The sequence below is a fragment of the Paenibacillus sp. oral taxon 786 str. D14 genome (genome assembly GCF_000159955.1).
Lineage (GTDB): Bacteria > Bacillota > Bacilli > Paenibacillales > Paenibacillaceae > Fontibacillus > Fontibacillus phoenicis.
Map to the genome: position 1 here is coordinate 17,114 of NZ_GG695977.1, position 18,245 is coordinate 35,358.

At 53.6% G+C, this 18,245-nt stretch carries 18 protein-coding genes; 16 read left to right on the top strand and 2 right to left on the bottom strand.

What is annotated here, in order from left to right; all coding sequences use genetic code 11:
- The first annotated feature begins 353 nt into the window (after window positions 1–353).
- From POTG_RS11815 to nagZ, 14 genes are all read left to right on the top strand, one after another.
- The gene (locus POTG_RS11815) at window positions 354–1,277 is read left to right on the top strand and encodes an ABC transporter permease (protein ID WP_009225056.1); all 924 of its coding nucleotides are present in this window, start codon (window positions 354–356) and stop codon (window positions 1,275–1,277) included.
- 18 nt (window positions 1,278–1,295) lie between these two features.
- Window positions 1,296–2,222, top strand: coding sequence for a carbohydrate ABC transporter permease (locus POTG_RS11820; RefSeq protein ID WP_009225057.1), 927 nt, complete (start codon window positions 1,296–1,298; stop codon window positions 2,220–2,222).
- 47 nt (window positions 2,223–2,269) lie between these two features.
- Window positions 2,270–3,889: an extracellular solute-binding protein gene (locus POTG_RS11825; protein ID WP_009225058.1), complete on the top strand. Its 1,620-nt coding sequence runs from the start codon at window positions 2,270–2,272 to the stop codon at window positions 3,887–3,889.
- Between the two features lie 156 nt (window positions 3,890–4,045).
- Window positions 4,046–4,975, top strand: coding sequence for a glycoside hydrolase family 43 protein (locus POTG_RS11830; RefSeq protein WP_009225059.1), 930 nt, complete (start codon window positions 4,046–4,048; stop codon window positions 4,973–4,975).
- A 104-nt stretch (window positions 4,976–5,079) separates the two neighbouring features.
- The gene (locus tag POTG_RS11835) at window positions 5,080–5,658 is read left to right on the top strand and encodes a DUF4269 domain-containing protein (protein WP_036645188.1); all 579 of its coding nucleotides are present in this window, start codon (window positions 5,080–5,082) and stop codon (window positions 5,656–5,658) included.
- A 117-nt stretch (window positions 5,659–5,775) separates the two neighbouring features.
- Window positions 5,776–6,297, top strand: coding sequence for a YfiT family bacillithiol transferase (locus tag POTG_RS11840; protein WP_009225061.1), 522 nt, complete (start codon window positions 5,776–5,778; stop codon window positions 6,295–6,297).
- A gap of 191 nt (window positions 6,298–6,488) precedes the next feature.
- Window positions 6,489–9,140, top strand: a complete 2,652-nt coding sequence (locus POTG_RS11845; protein ID WP_009225062.1) for a carbohydrate-binding protein — start codon at window positions 6,489–6,491, stop codon at window positions 9,138–9,140.
- Between the two features lie 186 nt (window positions 9,141–9,326).
- Entirely contained in the window at window positions 9,327–11,756 is a 2,430-nt protein-coding gene (locus POTG_RS11850; protein ID WP_036645132.1) for a YcdB/YcdC domain-containing protein, read from the top strand.
- Window positions 11,757–11,831: 75 nt separating this feature from the next.
- Window positions 11,832–12,044 carry a TipAS antibiotic-recognition domain-containing protein gene (locus POTG_RS22725; RefSeq protein ID WP_009225064.1) on the top strand — a complete coding sequence of 71 codons (213 nt, stop codon included), beginning with the start codon at window positions 11,832–11,834 and terminating at the stop codon, window positions 12,042–12,044.
- 4 nt (window positions 12,045–12,048) lie between these two features.
- A complete protein-coding gene (locus tag POTG_RS24345; protein ID WP_009225065.1) occupies window positions 12,049–12,192 on the top strand; it encodes a hypothetical protein in 144 nt (47 codons plus the stop codon).
- A gap of 164 nt (window positions 12,193–12,356) precedes the next feature.
- The gene (locus tag POTG_RS11860) at window positions 12,357–12,815 is read left to right on the top strand and encodes a DinB family protein (RefSeq protein WP_036645134.1); all 459 of its coding nucleotides are present in this window, start codon (window positions 12,357–12,359) and stop codon (window positions 12,813–12,815) included.
- A 63-nt stretch (window positions 12,816–12,878) separates the two neighbouring features.
- Entirely contained in the window at window positions 12,879–13,421 is a 543-nt protein-coding gene (locus POTG_RS11865; protein WP_009225067.1) for a hypothetical protein, read from the top strand.
- A 37-nt stretch (window positions 13,422–13,458) separates the two neighbouring features.
- The gene (locus POTG_RS11870) at window positions 13,459–14,043 is read left to right on the top strand and encodes a TIGR00730 family Rossman fold protein (RefSeq protein ID WP_009225068.1); all 585 of its coding nucleotides are present in this window, start codon (window positions 13,459–13,461) and stop codon (window positions 14,041–14,043) included.
- Window positions 14,044–14,079: 36 nt separating this feature from the next.
- Window positions 14,080–15,402, top strand: coding sequence for a beta-N-acetylhexosaminidase (gene nagZ, locus POTG_RS11875; protein WP_232282281.1), 1,323 nt, complete (start codon window positions 14,080–14,082; stop codon window positions 15,400–15,402).
- On the opposite strand, the gene POTG_RS11880 is transcribed toward nagZ, so the two are convergent.
- Window positions 15,390–15,725, bottom strand: coding sequence for an MGMT family protein (locus tag POTG_RS11880; protein WP_009225070.1), 336 nt, complete (start codon window positions 15,723–15,725; stop codon window positions 15,390–15,392). The two genes, nagZ and POTG_RS11880, sit on opposite strands and share 13 nt — an antisense overlap.
- Window positions 15,726–15,897: 172 nt before the next feature.
- On the opposite strand from POTG_RS11880, the gene POTG_RS11885 reads away from it, so the two are divergent.
- Together POTG_RS11885 and POTG_RS11890 are read left to right on the top strand one after the other, a co-directional pair.
- Window positions 15,898–16,647, top strand: a complete 750-nt coding sequence (locus POTG_RS11885) for a DUF1361 domain-containing protein (RefSeq protein WP_157273421.1) — start codon at window positions 15,898–15,900, stop codon at window positions 16,645–16,647.
- A gap of 41 nt (window positions 16,648–16,688) precedes the next feature.
- Window positions 16,689–17,252 carry a GNAT family N-acetyltransferase gene (locus tag POTG_RS11890; protein WP_009225072.1) on the top strand — a complete coding sequence of 188 codons (564 nt, stop codon included), beginning with the start codon at window positions 16,689–16,691 and terminating at the stop codon, window positions 17,250–17,252.
- A gap of 139 nt (window positions 17,253–17,391) precedes the next feature.
- On the opposite strand, the gene POTG_RS11895 is transcribed toward POTG_RS11890, so the two are convergent.
- A complete protein-coding gene (locus POTG_RS11895; protein WP_009225073.1) occupies window positions 17,392–18,201 on the bottom strand; it encodes a histidinol-phosphatase in 810 nt (269 codons plus the stop codon).
- Between the last annotated feature and the right edge of the window lie 44 nt (window positions 18,202–18,245).

Here is an 18,245-nt window from a genome sequence, read left to right on the forward strand (position 1 = left end):
CCTCTTCCTGCCGATACTAGCTTGTTTTTTCAGTGTGAACACCTTTATGAATGCGCTGTCAAAGGTATTAACCCTATTATAAATCCTTCCTTTAGAAAAAGAAGACCGAATCCCATCCACACCAACGGAAAGTCCGGAAAGCGTCAAATCAAGTCCGGATTCCGTTATTCCCTTCGGCCGCTGGTTAAGGGGACAGGCTTCGGACCCATGGGAGCCGGCGAGCAAAAGTCCGTTTACTGCCGAGTTTGAGTCCGATAAACGCACCAGGCTGGGCACTATACTGAAGACATGAAGCCGCCGGACATACGAAAGGCGTGACTAGGAGTTTAGACGATCAAGAAGGAGGGGATGTCATGAAATCCGGCGCAGTGGGCCTAAGGCGGACGCTTGGACAAATCAAAAGAAACCGGGGACTGTACTTGCTGCTGTTGCCTGCGGTGGTGCTGACGCTGTTATTCGCGTACAAACCGATGTACGGCGTGGTCATTGCGTTCAAGGATTATAGCCCGGCGCTTGGCATTGACGGTAGTCCTTGGGTGGGGTTCAAGCATTTTGAGAAATTTTTTCATTCGTATCAATTTTCGACGACGATTAAGAACACCATCATTATCAGCTTATACAGTATCGCCACGTTTCCGATTCCGATTGGGCTGGCCTTGATGGTCAATCAGATGCGGCCGAACCGGTTCCGACGTTTTTTTCAAACCGTCTCGTATATGCCGCATTTCATTTCTACCGTCGTCATGGTCGGGTTGATGCTGATTCTGCTCTCTCCGAGCACCGGACTGGTCGGCAATTTGTACAAACTGTTCGGCGGAGATGCACCTGATTTGATCGGTTCTGCCGGTTGGTTCAGCAGCATCTACGTCTGGTCGGACGTGTGGCAGCATGTTGGATGGGACAGCATCATCTACATTGCTGCGTTGTCTACAGTTGATCCCAGCTTGTACGAGGCGGCTACCGTTGATGGAGCCAGCCGCTGGCACAAAATCCGCTACATCGATATTCCGATGCTGATGCCGACGGCGATCACGCTGCTCATTTTGCGGGTTGGCGGTCTGCTGGGCGTTGGATTCGAGAAGGTCTATCTAATGCAAAACGACCTGAACATTACCGCAAGTGAAATCTTGTCCACGTACATCTACAAGATCGGCCTGCTGAGCAGCCAGTACAGCTTCTCCTCGGCGGTCAACCTGTTTAACACGGTCATTAACTTCCTGCTGCTGATTCTGGTGAACCAGATCTCCAAGAAATACAGCGAGAACAGCCTGTGGTAGGGAAGGGGGGAGAAGGAGATGAAAATGGAGACAGCCCATTCAGCAACAAATCCAGCCGTGCAGCCAATTAACAATCGATCTTCCGACAGAGTGATGGAAGTGCTGCTTTATGTCTTTGCGGTGCTGTTTCTGATTGTGTTAATTTACCCGCTTTATTTTATCGTTATCGCTTCTTTCAGCGACCCGTCAGCGGTGGCGAACGGGCAGGTGTGGTTTGTTCCCAAGGGGTTTACCCTGGATGGCTATAAGGAGCTGCTGAAGCACGAAAATATTTGGATCGGCTATCGAAACACGATATTGTATACGGTAGTAGGCACGGCCATTGGCCTGATCGTGAACGTGTCAGCGGCGTACGCGTTGTCGCGGAAGGATCTGGTCGGACGGAAGTTCCTTTCGTTGTTTTTCATCTTTACGATGTTTTTCAGCGGCGGACTCATTCCAACCTTCCTAACGATCCGGGATTTCCATCTGTACGATACGTTTTTGGTGATGGTCTTGCCGTTTTCCGTGATCGTGTACGATATCATTGTTGCAAGGACGTTCTTTCAGTCGAGCATTCCCGAGGATTTGTGGGAGGCGGCGCAAATTGACGGCTGCGGCAATCTCCGTTATTTCGCCCAGATCGTGCTGCCGCTGTCCAAGGCGATCATCGCCGTGCTGGGGCTATGGATCGCGGTTGGTTACTGGAACTCTTACTTCAATGCCTTGATTTATTTAAAAAATCCGGACCTGCATCCCCTGCAGCTGATCCTGCGCAACATCCTGATCACAAACCAGATGCAGTCCGGCATGGGGACCGGGGAAGCAGCCCAAATCGCGCTTCGGCTCGCCAATCTGATGCGCTACTCCGTCATTATTATCGCCACCGTCCCGATCATGTGCGTGTATCCCTTCCTGCAGAAATATTTCAATCAGGGGGTGATGATCGGAGCGGTCAAAAGCTAATTGGACACCGTAAGGCATGGTACAATCAAAGAATGGGGGAACGAGCAATGAGCAAACAAACAGGCAGATTCACGGTAAAAAAATGGACCGCGCTGATTCTTGCGGGAGCGCTCGCCTTTGGCCTCGCAGGGTGCGGCGGCGGTAAATCCGCGGATTCCGGAAGTCCGGCGCCAAGCGATACGAGCTTCTTCAATAAAGAGGGGCTGCCGATCGTAAACGAACCCGTTACGCTAAAGGTGTTGACGATGCGCTGGGGGAACATGGGCGATACGTTTACCCAGAATCAGTGGCTGAAGGATTTGGAGAAGAGTACGAATGTCAAAATTGAATGGCAGGTCGTGTCCTCGAACGATTGGAACGAGCAGAAATCGATCATGCTGGCCAGCGGCACGCTGCCGGACATTATATTAGGCGACCAGACTTTTTCCGACTCCGATATCGTGAATAACTTAAGTTACTTCCGTCCGCTGGACGAGTACATTGACCAATACATGCCGAACCTCAAAGCCGCGATGGCCGAGACGCCGGAGCTGAAGAAGATCAGCACGTTCCCGGACGGCAAAATCTATTCCTTGCCGACCCGGCTGCCGTCGCGTCCGAAAACGAAAAACCAGCCGGTCATTAACAAGGCTTGGCTCGATAAATTGGGACTCCAAGTGCCGGACACGGTTGATGATCTATACAACGTGTTGAAAGCGTTTAAAGAGCAGGATCCGAACGGCAACGGGAAAGCGGACGAAATTCCGTATACCGAAACCGGGTTGGCCCCGGATTTCCTGAATCCATTTGGCATTACCGACATCAACGCCAATAACATGTTGGTGAAGGATGGCAAACCGGTGTTCTATCCAACCAGCGAGGAGTACAAGGAAGGCTTGAAATTCGCCCATAAGCTGTATGCGGATGGCCTGATCGACAAAGAGTTGTTCACCCAGGATGCCACGATGACATCGGCGAAACAGCAGAATGCGGATGCTCCGATCGTCGGATTTACGAACCAATGGACGCCGGACGCGGTGTTTGGCAAATGGAGTGATCAGTATGTCGCCATTCCGCCTATCGCAGGTCCCGACGGGAAGCGTTACAATCCGGGGAATCCGAACGGTATGAGTTTTAACCGCAACGAGTTGTTGATTACGACGTCCTGCAAATATCCGGAAGTGGCCGCCCGCTGGGCCGACCAGTTCTATACCAACGAAGCGAGCATCCAGAACTTCTGGGGCGCGATTGGCACGGTCATTCAGAAGAATGACGATGGCACCTACACCTTGATGGATCCGCCGGCCGGCACCAGCGCGGACGCATGGTACTGGGAGCAATCGCTGCGGGATTTCGGACCGAAATACGTCAGCCCTTCCTTCGAGAAGAACATCGTGCTTAACCCGAAAGCTGGCGACGGCCTGAAGCTGGAGATTGACAAAATGGGCAGCGAATACGTGACTACGCCATTCCCGAATGTCATGTATACGGCCGAGGAGTTCCAGGAGCTCCCGACCCTGACCACGGACATCGACACTTATGTTTCGACGATGCGCGCCCAGTGGGTAACGAAAGGGGGCATCGACGAAGGCTGGGACGCTTACGTGAAGAAGCTGAACGACATGGGCCTGGAGAAGCTGATGAAAATCCGCACCGACGCCTACGACCGTTACATGAGCGTGAAATAACATCTTAATCGCTAAGGAACCGTCCTGTACATGGATTGCAGGGCGGTTTTGTATTCTTTAGGGATGACGGGATGATCCCATGCAGGTATGGATACCCGCGGCGGAGAATATAGCATTATGTGTCCGTTGATGCAATAAGCAAAAAGGAGGAGCCCCATGAACGAAGAGCAGCTCAAGAGATCCGGCAATCCCTTATTTACAGGCTGGTATGCGGACCCGGAAGCGAGGATTTTTCAGGATCGGTATTGGATTTACCTGACGTACTCGGCCCCTTACGATGAACAGACGTTTTTTGATGCTTTCTATTCCACGGATTTGACGGAGTGGACGAAGGTTGAGCGCATCCTGACGATGGAAGATATCGCTTGGGCGCGACGGGCGCTATGGGCTCCGTCGCCGATCGAACGAAACGGAAAGTTCTATTATTATTTTGCTGCGAACGACATTCAAAGTGACGAGGAGCTGGGCGGAATCGGCGTGGCGGTTGCCGATCGGCCGGAGGGTCCGTACCGGGATGCGCTGGGCAAGCCGTTGATTGATCGGTTTCATTTTGGCGCGCAGCCGATTGACCCCCATGTTTTTCTCGATGATGACGGAAGCGCTTACCTGTACTATGGGGGGTGGGGACATTGCAATGTGGCGAAGCTGACCGAGGACATGATTCATCTGGACACGTTCGAGGATGGAACCACGTTCAAGGAGATCACCCCGGATCATTATGTTGAGGGGCCTTGCATGTTCAAACGGAACGGCATTTACTATTTCATGTGGGCCGAGGGGGGCTGGACCGGACCGGATTATTCCGTAGCCTACGCCATGTCCGATTCGCCGGTTGGACCGTTCAAGCGCGTAGGCAAGATTCTGCAGCAGGATCCGGAAATCGCCACCGGCGCCGGTCATCACGGATTTCTGCAAATTCCGGGCAGCGACGAGTGGTACATCGTTTACCACCGCCGGCCGCTCAGTGAAACCGATGCGAATCATCGCGTGGTTTGCATCGATCGCATGTTATTTGAAGAGGACGGGCGAATCCAGCCAGTGCAAATGACCCATGAAGGCGTCGCAGCCAGACCGCTGGTGCGTTAGTCAGCTAAACGGGAAGATTCTTTGGTTGCTTGGCAGAGATAGGCCGAAACCATCGCGAAGTAGGATGGGAAGAAGCTTGGAAGGGCATCGGAGGGGGCATGATCATGACAAACAACTTCCTCGACCTCGCTTATTTGCAAAAAGGCAATGAGCGTCAGCGTCAGGCTTACATGGCGATGGAGGAGCTGCAGATGATAGACAGGCTGGCTTCCTATCATCCGGTCTTGGCTGGAACGATTCCGCTCGATATTGATATGCCCGACAGCGACTTGGACATCATCTGCGAGGTGTATGACGCCAAGCGGTTTGAGCAAGAGCTGGAGCGTTATTTTGGGGCATGCAAGGCGTACACCTGCTCCAGCAAAATTGTCGGCGGACTCCTGCGTACGGTCGCGAACTTTACCCATCACGGCTTGGCGTTCGAGGTATTTGGTCAGCCCAAGCCGGTGACGGAGCAGAACGCTTACCGGCATATGGTGATTGAGCACCGGATGCTGGAGATGGGAGGGGCATCGGCCCGGGAGGCGATCCGGAAGCTGAAGGCAGAGGGCTTGAAGACGGAGCCGGCGTTTGGCAAGTTTTTTCGGCTGGAAGGGGACCCTTATGAAACGCTGCTGGCCATGTATGAGTGGGAGGATGCACGGCTGCTCCATTTTATCGAAGAAAGGATCGAAACGAAATGATCCTAAGCAGGATGGTATGGAATAGGATATCGACAACGCCAGCTTGATCAGGTATAAAAGAATCAATAAGAAAGTGAAAGTGGCAGTTTTATTTCCTGATCAGGAGGCGAACCAGACATGGACCCTAGATATCCGATAGGCGAGTATGCCTTCACAGGCGAGATTACGGCGGCGCAGCGGGAGCAATGGATACGTGAAATCGAGACGCTGCCGGCGCGATTAAGGCAGGCGGTGGCCGGATTAAGCGAAGATCAGCTGAACCTCCCTTACCGCGAGGGCGGCTGGACTTTGCGGCAGGTCGTGCACCATCTGGCTGACAGCCATATCCATGCCTACACCCGGTTTAAACTGGCGCTAACTGAAGAGACGCCAACGATCCGGCCTTATTTTGAAGACCGTTGGGCGAAGCTGGCCGACTACGAGGGAGACATCGAGGCTTCGCTGCTTCTGCTGGAAGCGCTGCACCGCCGCTGGACCCACCTGTTGAGATCGCTGAGCGAGGAAGACTTTGAGCGTTCGTTCCACCATCCCGAATCGGGGAAGACGACGAGCTTGGCTTATAATCTCGGCAATTACGCTTGGCACGGGAATCATCATCTTGCTCATATTACTGCTTTAAGAACGCGGCTGGATCTTTAGTTCCAGTCTTCTCTTCTGCAGGCAGCCTGAAAGTCCCAATAAGGACGACGGGCTGTTTTTTGTTTGCTTAGAAAATGGAAAAGAACTTTAATTTCCGCTATAAATCGGCATTTTGAGTTATAGAAAGAAAGCGCTGTCTATTTTAACATGGGGTTCGTAATCGAACTAATCGATGAAAGGATGGATGATTCGTGAAGGCTGGTACGGGGAAAAGGTTGAGGTTGAAGGCAGTGTTCCGATATGTGCTGATCGCGATATTGGCTTGTTCGCTGACAGGAGGCGCGCAGATCGCCCCGATGCAGGCTGCTCCTGAGGAAGCGAGCACGCAAGCGACGGGGGCGGTTTACACGTTCGAGGCGGAGGCGCCGGCGAACACCTATTCCGGCAAAGCCGGTCCGGTTGCCTGCGACACCTGCTCCGGCGGGGCGAAAGTAGGCAACCTTTACCAAGGCTCAGCGATGCAGTTTAACGGAGTCAACGTAACGGAGGCTGGCGTTTACAAGCTAAGCTTGTCCTATATTTCCGGGGATCCCCGTTCATTTATGGTCAGCGTGAATGGCGGAGAGCGGGAGCGCTTTTCGCCGCCGGCGACGAAGGACTGGAATACGGTGGGCGTATTCGAGTTCGAGGTTCGTTTGCAGGCGGGCGACAATACGTTGTCTTTTGACGATGACGGCGGGTACGCTCCCGATTTGGACAAAATCAGCTTGACCTTCGTCTCGTCTTCGGACCCGGGAACCGATCCAGGGGACGGCGAAGATTTGGAGCTTGGGGCGCCGGTGAAGACGGTGAAATACGGCCCGATCGCCGTGACCCGGCACGTGAAAGGGATGAGCGTGACCAGCGGCAATCTAAAGCTGTTTTACAATACGGAAAATGGGCTCTCGGCGTACAGCTGGAAAAGTCGCGGGGAAGAGGCGAAGATCCAAGGGGCTTACGGCTCCCTGCAGTTGGACCAATACTTAACCAGCAAGGATTACGCAAAGCACGAGTTTAAGCTGGAAGAGGTAGAGCGATTCCAAGACCGGGGCGGTAAAGGGATCAAGGTAACGGTGAACAATAAACAGGACGGTCTGCCGACCCTGAAGCAAATCTACTATATCTATGAGCAGCAGGATTACCTGCTCACCCAGGTCATTGCGGAGCAAGCTACGCCGCTCGCAACGAATTATATCGCTCCGCTGATCGTAGATCGCCGCGGAGGGGTGGATATCGGCCGGTACGGCGACAACCGGGTGCTGGTCGCTCCGTTTGATAACGATGCGTGGTCGCGGTATTTGTCCAAGACGATCAACACGGATTTGAACAATCAAAACTATGAAAGCTCGGAACTGACGGCCATTTTCGACAACGACAGCCGTCGCGGCTTTGTGGTGGGTTCGGTAAGTCATGATACGTGGAAAACAGGCATTTATTGGAGCGGATCCAATGACCGGCTGAATAAGCTGAACGCTTATGGCGGCTTCACTTCTCTGGCCTCCACGCACGATTCGTTGCCGCATGCCAAGGTCAGCGGGACGACGATTGCTTCACCGAAGGTGTTTGTTGGATTTTTTGCCGACTATCGGGACGGTTTGGAAACGTACGGGCGGGCAAATGCAGTGGAAGCGCCGCCGCTGGCGTTTGGACCCGATGTTCCGCAAGGGGTTCCGGTGGGCTGGAACAGCTGGGGAGCTGTTGGCAGCAAATTAACCTACGATAAGGTGAGCGAGACCTCCAATTACTTTAAGGAGAAGCTGCAAGGGAAGTCGTTTAACAACAATGGTCAGCTGTATATCAACCTCGACTCCTACTGGGATAATATGAACGACGATCAGCTGGGCCAACTGGTTGATCATATCAAGGCGAACGGTCAAAAGGCCGGCATCTATTACGGCCCGTTCGTCTACTGGGGCGATAATTTGAACCAGACGGTGGAAGGAACGGACGGAAAATATACCTATGGCGATATCGTCCTTCGCGATGCGCAAGGGAACCCGCTGCCGAAGCTGGACGGCGCCTATGCCGTGGATCCGACCCATCCGGGTACAAAGCAGCGTATCGACTATTATATGAATCGCTTTAAGGAGCATGGCTTCGAGTATATTAAGCTGGATTTTCTGAGCCATGGCGCACTGGAAGGCCAACACTTTAACCCGCAAGTATCTACCGGCATCCAGGCTTACAATGAAGGGATGGCCTACATCGTTGATGCGTTGGACGGTTCGATGTTTATCAGCGCGTCGATCGCGCCGCTGTTCCCAAGCCAATACGCGCACAGCCGCCGGATCTCCTGCGACGTCGACGGTTCGCTCAGCAGCACCGAATACCAGTTAAACAACCTGACCTATGGCTGGTGGCAAAACGGTACGATCTACCGCTACACGGATCCGGACTATATGACATTGGCGAAGGGCGGCTCGCTGCTCGCAGCGCAAACCCGCGTAAACGCAGCGGCGATTTCCGGTACCGTGTTCCTGAACTCGGATGATGTTGCGAATCAGATCGCCCGTGAATATATGGAACAGCTGTTGGTGAATGCGGCTGTCAACGCGGTGGCTAAGAAAGGGCAAGCGTTCCGCCCGATCGAGGGCAACACCGGAACCGCAGCGGCGGACGCTTACATCTTAAAGGACGGCGGCGTATATTATCTCGCTATCTTCAATTTCACGAACGAGCCGGCGGAACGGACGATTTCCTTCGAGCGGGCTGCAATGGACAACAAAGGGAAGTCCGGCTTCCGCGTGACGGATCTGTGGACCGGTGAGGAATGGCGTGAGAAAACGGAACTGAGCGTCACACTGCAAGGGGCAGAGTCGAAATTGGTTAAGCTTGTTCCTGTTGCGGGTGGCGGGAAAAAATAAATAGACGGTGATTCGTGCCAACTCAGTTGCCGAAGCCGTCATGGAGGTAAAACGGCTCTTGCCGAAGCCGATTTAATCATGGGTGTTTCCCAATAGCTCGCAGAGGGTTCTGCGGGCTGTTTTTTTCGCTAAGCCGTTTTAGGGCTGGAAAATCCAGCCAACCCCATTTACAATGGAAAAGAAAATATGGGGAAAAGTGGGAAGGTGAAACGGTTGAAGCATCAGTTTAATCAATTCGGCAAAGCAGCACGCAGAAAGCCGACCGTCAAATTGGCATTCCTAGGTTTGGTTGCGCTATCAGTAGTCATGCCGCAGGGGGCGGTGCTGGCAGAGGAGGCGGCAGCTTCCTCATCAACAACGACGACGGTCATCGTAAATACTGGAAATATGGGAACCGGTGCGTCTACGAAGGGGGAGGCGACTGCCGATTCGTCCCGAGCCAAAATCACGAAAGAGCAGGCCATTGCCAAGGTCCGGGAGTTGTTCCCGGTTTTGGCGGAGGCGACGGTATTTCAGGTCGAATACGGCATTCATAATGTGTACCCCGCACCAAGCAATCAGGATGTCTGGACCATTCATTGGCAGGTTGAAGTCGGCAATGGGAGCTACGGCTTTGACAGCAAAGTGGATGCCATCACCGGAGATCTGATGAGTACCTATATCAGTTTTCCGCGACAAGGCAACAAGGCATATTATCCTCCGAAATTGACGAGAGAGCAGGCCTTGGAAAAAGCGAAGGCTTTTATCGTCAAAGCCGTTCCATCGTTATCGGCCGACGAGGTGAAGGAAAACGATTCGATTTTTTACTCGGATACGCAGGCTTTATTTGGCCCCGTGTACTATAATTTTAGCTTCAGTGTTCTGAAGAACGGCCTGCCCTCCGGTTTTGAATCGATCCATCTCACGGTAACCGGCGATGGAGAAGTGATCCATTTCAGCCGGCCAGAGGAGAAGCTGGATTATCCGTCTTCCGTTCCAGCCGTTTCGCGAGCTGATGCGGAGAAGAAATTCCGGGACGAGTTCCAGGTTGAACTGGGGTATGTCCCGGTACAGAAGAACGCCGCCATCACGGATTGGGTGCTGGCTTGGCAGCCGGCTTCCGATGCTTCCCTGGCAATTAACGCCCAGACGGGGCACAAGATCAACGGCGAAGGCAAAGAGCTTACCTCCACCACAGTTACAATCAGCGATGTTCCGGCCGGGACCAAGCCATTCCAGCCGCGAACGTCCACCACGGAATTGTCGTCAGCTGAAGCCGCCAAACTGGTGGAACAAACCGTTTATATTCCAGAAGGACGGAAGCTCAGTTATCCGAATCTGGACAAGGATTACCGGAACCCGGAGCGTAAAACATGGCGCTTGAGATGGGAAGAGGAGCGTCAGAACCTGACGGGACCTTACTATTTTCCGGCACAATCGTACGCCACGGTCGATGCCTTGAGCGGACAAATCCTCGAGTTCCAGATTGAAGCCTTTAATTATGGCGAGCCGCGCGAACCGTTAGCGCCCCCGTCGGGAGCAGCGAAACTGAACTATGACCAAGCCAAGCAGCGCGCTCTGGAATGGGTAAACCAGCTGTATCCGCAAGCGAGCCAGGACTTAAAGCTGATTGAACGCGGGGAGTCTTGGAGTCGCCTCTCGAACGGGGATCAATTCCGCTTCGAACTTAACCGTTACGTAAATGACTTTCCGTTGCTCAATGGAGGGGTACTCATTACGGTCGATGCTTATGGTCGATTGTTCTATTATTCGGTGAACCACGGCCAAGTTCCGGCGAATCTGCCGGACGGCAAAGCCGTAACTGTAACGGCCGAGCAAGCGCTCCAATCGTATTTGGACAAATATAAATTGGAATTGCAATATACCCAAATCGGCGGGTATATGATCGATAACACCTATGTGGATCCGAAAGTATACCTGGTTTATTCACCGCAGTTTAAGGATTCAGTGCTGCCTTTTCAAGTGCTGAATGCTGTGACAGGCAAATGGGTGACGACTTATGAGGACATTCGCACGGAACCAATGGGGAATAACATCGAGCCCAAGGATGTGAAGGGCCATTGGGCGGAGGCGGATTTGAAGACCATGGTTCAGTACCGCATTCTTGAACCGGATGACCAAGGGAACCTTCATCCGAACGAGACGATTACGGTGGGCGATTGGCTGACCTATGCCGTTAAGGCGGCGAATCCCTACTATACAAGCTACGTGCTGGCATCCCCGTCTGCAACGACCGCAGAGGTCTCAACGGACGACAAGAATTCCCAGGTGGTGAAGTACGCTGCCGAGCTTGGTTGGATCGACCCGGCCCAGCCGTTGCAGCTGGATCAGAAGCTGACCCGGGAGCAGCTGGCCGTCCTGCTTACCTCAATCGTGAAATACGACCGATTAGCGGCGAATTTCTTCGGCAAAGACGCATTCATCAACCAGTTTAGCGATGCCAAACAAATCACTCGGCCCGGCGAGGTCGCCATTGCGGTTCGACTCGGTTTGCTGCAGGGGCAAAACGGCAAGTTCAACCCGCAGCGCCAAGTTACCAAAGCCGAAGCGGCTTCCATCCTGATGAGATTGGTGAAGCTCCAAGGCCGAACTGATCAGCCGATTGGATCGGAGTAAGCCGGGAAGGAGCTATTTGTTGGGTTTGCCGATGAGGCCGAGTGGCGTGAAGCGCTCAAGAAGCAGGAGGAGCATTTGCGCCACACCTATGGAGTGGAAGTTCCCGGAGCCGAGCCGATCAACGTCTCGGAAATGAACGAGCAAGCCCGGGAATCGATGGAGTTTACGGGGAAGCTGGCCGAGGCATTACGCTCCGGAATTTCCCACGGTGACGAGGAGGTCCGGCAGCTGATCGAAAGACATCTGAATTTTATGGAAAAAACACAGTCACCCTGCTTCTCCGGATGATTTTGTGGCGCAGGCCCGTTTTTTCCTCAGCGTTGAGTTCCATCGCACCATGCTGGAAGGACAACAAACCGGGCTGGCGTATTACTTGCTGGCGGCGGCTGAAGCTTATGCGGCTACCGCGCCGGATGCTAACGACAGTGACCAGTAATACTCATGAGCCCAATACCCCAAAGGCTCCCGCGACATGAGGTCCGGGGGCCTTTTACATTCCGCGTGCTGAATTGAGCCAGATACTTATGGTAAAATCAGGTTACTGCTGAGAAGAGTGGAGTTACGTCTAAGGTACCTTTACCAGGGAAAGGAGTTAGGTTGATGTTAAAGTGGTTTCAATATAATTGGCAAGTCCGGGACGAATGGTTTCACTGGTGTGAGAATGTCCCTGAAGAAGAGCTGCTGCGCAAGCGGGTCGGCGGTGTGGGGAGTATTTTACAGACCTTATTTCATATCGTTGATGTTGAATGGAGCTGGATCCGCACCATCGAAGGGAAACCGGATTTTCAGGAGGACTTCAAATCGTTTATGTCTTTAGAATTGGTGAAGAAGCTGTCGGATTCCTTTCATACGGAAGTCGAGGCGTTTCTTCAGACTTGGACCCCCGAGATGGACGGAATACTTGTGACTGATTCATGGGGAAGAGAGTTTACGCAAGGCGAAATCCTCCGTCATGTGATTGCCCACGAGATTCATCATATCGGTCAGCTGTCAGTGTGGTCACGGGAGTTGGGGCGGGTGCCGGTGTCACCAAATTTTATTGACCGGGGACTTCGTTAGCTTTTGATAAAAAAAAGGGTAACCTATCCATATCTCCCAAATTACGACCGAGGAGGAAACGTCTTGAGACAGAATATTCAGGTGCCCTTTGGTTATGAGCCTCCGGCCCCGAGCCGGAAAGGGACGTTAATCTTCTACGATTCCTTTGAGTTGATTTCGGACGAAGAGCTGCTGCGGGCCGCGGAAGAGGCGGAGACCCGCAAGTTTGCGAAGCTGGTCCTTTATCCGCTCCATGAAGAAACGATGAGACGGATGTCGAAAGAACCGGTGAGTCCTTTCTATCGAAGGGAGGACCGGTTGCATGCGTGGAGACGGGAGCAGAAGGGAGCAGGGCCGGCGCTCCTTGTGGAAGGCTGGGAAGGCAAGCGGAAAAAGTATACGCCCTTCGACACAGCCCTTCGTCATCTAACGGAGGCTTATCCGGCCCCCCACTTCCTGTATCTGACACCGGAGCTGGCAAACCAGTTTGCTTCCTTCTCCTCCTTTGAGGAGTGGATCGTCAAGATCCGGCTTCTGCTTGCGGCCGAGCCGAGCCATCTGCATCCGCGGCTGAAGAAGTTCAGCCATCGTTGGGATCTGGCCGGCGCACGGTTAGATTTCGCTTGAACACGTGTTGTCTATTTATTTTGCAGGAGGGAAGAGGATGAAATCGATTTGCGTATTTGCCGGCTCGCGATTTGGTGAAGGCGAGCAATACCGCGTCAAGGCGGAACAGCTGGGAAAAGTCATGGCACAGCGGGGATACCGCTTAATTTATGGAGGCTCTAGGCACGGGCTGATGGGCGCCGTAGCGAATGCGATATTGGAGGCCGGCGGCGAAGCGATTGGCATCATGCCTTCCGGTTTGATTCACGGAGAAATGGCGCATCCGGGGTTGACGCAGTTTATCGAAGTCGAGGGTATGCATGCCCGGAAAGCAAAGATGAGCGAGCTGGCAGACGGGTTCATCGCTCTTCCCGGTGGATTTGGCACGTTGGAGGAGCTGTTTGAGGTGTTATGCTGGCTGCAAATCGGCATCCACCAGAAGCCGGTTGGCGTTCTTAATGTGCAGGGCTATTTCGAGCCGCTGATGGAATTGGTGAATTCCTGCATCCGGGCCGGCTTTGTCCATCCTGGGCATGAAGCCTTGATCAATCTAGCCGAGGAACCGGGCGAGCTGCTGTCGCGGATGGAGAACTTTGTACCGGTTATTGCGGAGAAGAAATGGAAGCAGGGGCGAACCCTGTGAAATATAGGCATTCAAAAAAGAGACGGAGGCGATAGAATGGACAGAATCAACACATCGCATCGGAGCAGAAGCCTCTGGATGATCACTTGCTTGCTGCTGCTCGTGATCCTCGTAGTCGGGGGATGTTCGGGGGCAGCACGCAATCCTTCGTCTTCTGTTGGAGAAGGAAACGGAGGTTCCACCTCCAACAGGACGGAAACGAACCAAGGAGAGACGTCCCCTTCAACCCCCGAAGCGCCGGAAACCTCGGAGAAACCGGCCGATCCTGCCGCCAAACTGCTGGATGAGCTCAGCACCGAGGAGAAAATCGGCCAGCTTGTTCTGGTGGGCATGGATGGAACTGAGCCAAACGACGTGACTCGCCAGCTCATCGAGGAGTATCACGTTGGGGGCTTTATTTTCTATAAAGACAACATCCAGGACACCAAGCAGGCGCTTACCTTATTTAACGGCTTGAAGACCGCCAACCAGAACAAGGCGGTACCGCTGTTTCTGAGCGTTGACGAAGAAGGCGGGCGGGTCAGCCGCATGCCTGGGGAACTCACGAAGCTGCCTGCCGCTCGCAAAATCGGCAATACCGTCAGCGAGGAATTGGCCGGGCAAATTGGCGGAATCATCGGGCAAGAGCTGGCCGGCTTCGGACTGAATCTGGACTTCGCCCCGGTGCTTGACGTCAACAGCAATCCGGATAATCCGGTGATTGGGGATCGGGCATTTGGCACGAAGCCGGAAATCGTTAGCCGCATGGGCATTGCCGTGATGAAGGGAATCCGGGAGCAAGGCGTAATTCCGGTCGTTAAGCATTTTCCGGGACATGGCGATACTTCGGTGGATTCGCATCTGGGGCTGCCGGTTGTGGAGCATGATTTGGACCGGCTGCGGAAGCTGGAGCTGGTGCCCTTTAAGCAGGCGATTCAAGAGGGGGCCGACGTCGTCATGATCGCTCACCTGTTGATGCCGAAGCTGGACCCCGAGCATCCGGCTTCCTTCTCTAAGGCGGTCATTCATGACTTGCTGCGGGAGGAGCTGGGATACGAGGGGACGATCATTTCTGATGATATGACGATGGGCGCCATCGTGGAGCATTACGATATCCGTGACGCGGCCGTGCAGTTCATTCAGGCCGGCGGGAACATCGTGCTGGTGGGCCATGACGAAGAGAAGGAGAAGCAGGTGATCCAGGCGCTGCGCGATGCCGTCAGCTCCGGCACCATTTCAGCGGAAACGCTGGATGAACGGGTGTATAACGTGTTGAAGCTGAAGCAGAAATATAAACTCACCAACGACCCTGCGCAAGGGCCGAATACGAAGCAGTTAAATCAGGATATCAGCGATATCCTTAAGCCTTACGGGCTCTGATCCTTGGGACTGTCCGGGCGGTACTGGTGCTGGTAACGATCCAGATCAATCCGTCCGCCTGGCAGCACTTCGACGCCTTCCGCTTCCAGGTTCCATGTCTGCTCTTGGAAGGCGGCTTCTTCTTGCAATGCGATTTGCCCCTTCCCGTTCACAACCCGGTGCCACGGCAATCCGTATTTACCGCTCATGCTATGCAGGATGCGGACGACCTGCCTGGCGGCGCGGGGACTTCCTGCTGCGGCAGCGATCTGGCCGTAGGTCATCACCTTGCCTGGCGGGATGGAGGAGATGATTTCAATCGTTCGTGCGGTAAACGGCTGCATGATGAAAACTCCTTATTTTTAAATGAAGATTGTCTATACCGTTATATACCACGCCGCAATAACAAGTTCCAGCCTCAAAATCATCCGCCCCAGCCCGGAGCAGAGGAGGAACGCTGCCACGGTAACGATCCGCCGGCTCCAAACGTATATAGGTCAAAGGCAGACGGGAGGGATGGGTTTGCAACGCTGGAGGATGCTGGGGTATCCGGAGAAATGGATTTTATATGTTGTTTTATTCATTTTCACGGTGATCGGGATGAAATATGTAATCGGCACGCGGTTGCCGGATGGCGGACGGCCGCCTTATTTGTTCCTGATCTGGAACGTGTTTTTGGCTTGGATTCCGCTCGGGCTGGCGGTTCTGCTCGACATGATTCACTTGATCCCATCGCGGACGGCCAAGGTTGCATTAAGCGTTCCGGTTGGGCTGTTATGGCTGTTTTTCTATCCAAATGCCGCGTATCTCATCACCGATTTGCTTCACCCGTTTAACCGTTACCCGATTGCGGCGGGCATCCGGTTCTGGGAAGAGCTTTCGTTCTGGGATCACCTCTTTACGTTGTTGTTTGCTGCGTTGCTGGGATTGGCGCTGGCGACGGTATCCCTGGCATCGGTGCATCACCTGGTGCGGCGAGCGGGAGGCGGCTTGGCAGGCTGGGCGTTTGCTGTTCTCGTGCTGCTGCTTAGCAGCTTCGGCATTTATCTCGGCCGCTTTATCCGCTGGAACAGCTGGGACTTGCTCAGGCATCCGGGATATGTGCTCCGAGAAACGGCGGATTATTTCACCGATGCCGCGAACGTGGCGCATATGGTGGGGTTTTGCAAATGGATCTTTTTGATTACCTTCTTCTGTTATGTGGTGCATTACGGGGTGGCAAGAATTTATCGCGCCTCGGAACGGATGCAAGGGGATAAGGTGTGACAGGATTTTAGAAGCGAGATCCGGGGGGGGGGGGATGGGACATGACGGAAATGAAAGAGCAGCTGCGGCGGCAGTTTCCAGTCCTGGAAAGTGAGCGGCTGGTGCTGCGGCGGCTGCTTCCGGAGGATGCGGAGGCGATGTTTCGCTGCATGTCCGATCCGGCGGTGCGCGCCTTTACCGAACTCAATCCGGGCAAGCTGCTATTTCCCGGCCGGCTATACCGCTATTTCGAGGAATCCTACCGTGTATTGCGGGATCTTCACTTTGCTGTGATTCGTAAAGCGGAAGGAGATTGGATTGGTTTATGCTCGCTGCAGCATTGGGACGTTGAGGGACAAACTGCGCGACTCGGCTATCTGATCTCCCCGGCGCATTGGAACCAGGGCTATGCAACGGAAGCGGCAGCGAGTGTGCTGGATTTCGCTTTTGAGACACTTGGGCTCGGCTGCGTCGAAGCACGCTGCAGCCCGGACAATCCGGCATCGGAGCGCGTCCTTCGGAAATGCGGTCTGCGGGAAGCCGGAAGGCTCTCCCCGGCGGGGCGAAGAGGCCGAAGATTGGCGCTCAAACGATATATCATCGAAGGGAAGTCCTTTGAAACATAAGTGATCGTTTTTGTTACACAAATGAAATATAGCTGTGATCAAACCCTAATAGAAAGGGGGTACACTTATTACATGACCCCCTTTTGAATATATATCTCTCTTAGAACCCGAAGGACGTGATCGGGTTCTCTTTTTTTGTCTACAGAGGAACGGTGACTTTCTGTTTATTTTTGAAATAGACCCATTCCTGAAATCCGATTTCCTTCAAGCGTTGGGCGACTTCCTCCCACTCATCCCCGACCCGTGACGGCGTGTGGGCGTCGGAGCCAAAGGTGACGGAAACGCCGAAATGAAGGGCCCGCTCGAGAATGGAATCATCAGGATACCATCCGCCGCTCAGCTTGGTTTTCCCGGAGGTGTTGATTTCGATGGCCACCCCGTGCTCTGCGATCGTTTTTAAAGTATCGTCAATCGCTTGTGCGGCGGGAATGTCCGTAAATGCCGGGTAGTTGCCCTTCATCGCGTCGATGTGTCCCAAAATTTGAAACATCCCGCTGCGCGCCGATTGGCGGATCAAATCGTAATAGGCCTCTTTGCTGGCCACTTTTTCCTCTTGGCTCAGGCCCTTCCAACGATTTTTGTTGAAGATGCTGACCTCTCCAACGCTGTGAACCGATCCGATAATGTAATCAAAAGGATACTGGTTCAGCATATTCCGATAAGCGCCCAAATGTTCCGGGAAGAAATCCGATTCAATCCCCAGTAGAACATCGATTCGGCCAGCGTATTCCTGCTTTAACTTCAGCACTTCCTCAACATATCCGGCAAAAGCTTGTTTGCCCATGGCGATCCGGGGAAAAGGCTGGTCCTCATCATGGCCGAAGTATGGCGTATGATCGCTGATCCCGATGACCGATAATCCGGCAGCCAGGCCGGCTTCGATGTAATCCCGGATGTTCCCGTCCGCATGGCCGCAGCGGAAATGATGGGTGTGAAGGTCAAACTTCATGGGAGACGGCTCCTTTCTGTTGGCGTTGAGGTGTTGTGCTTATC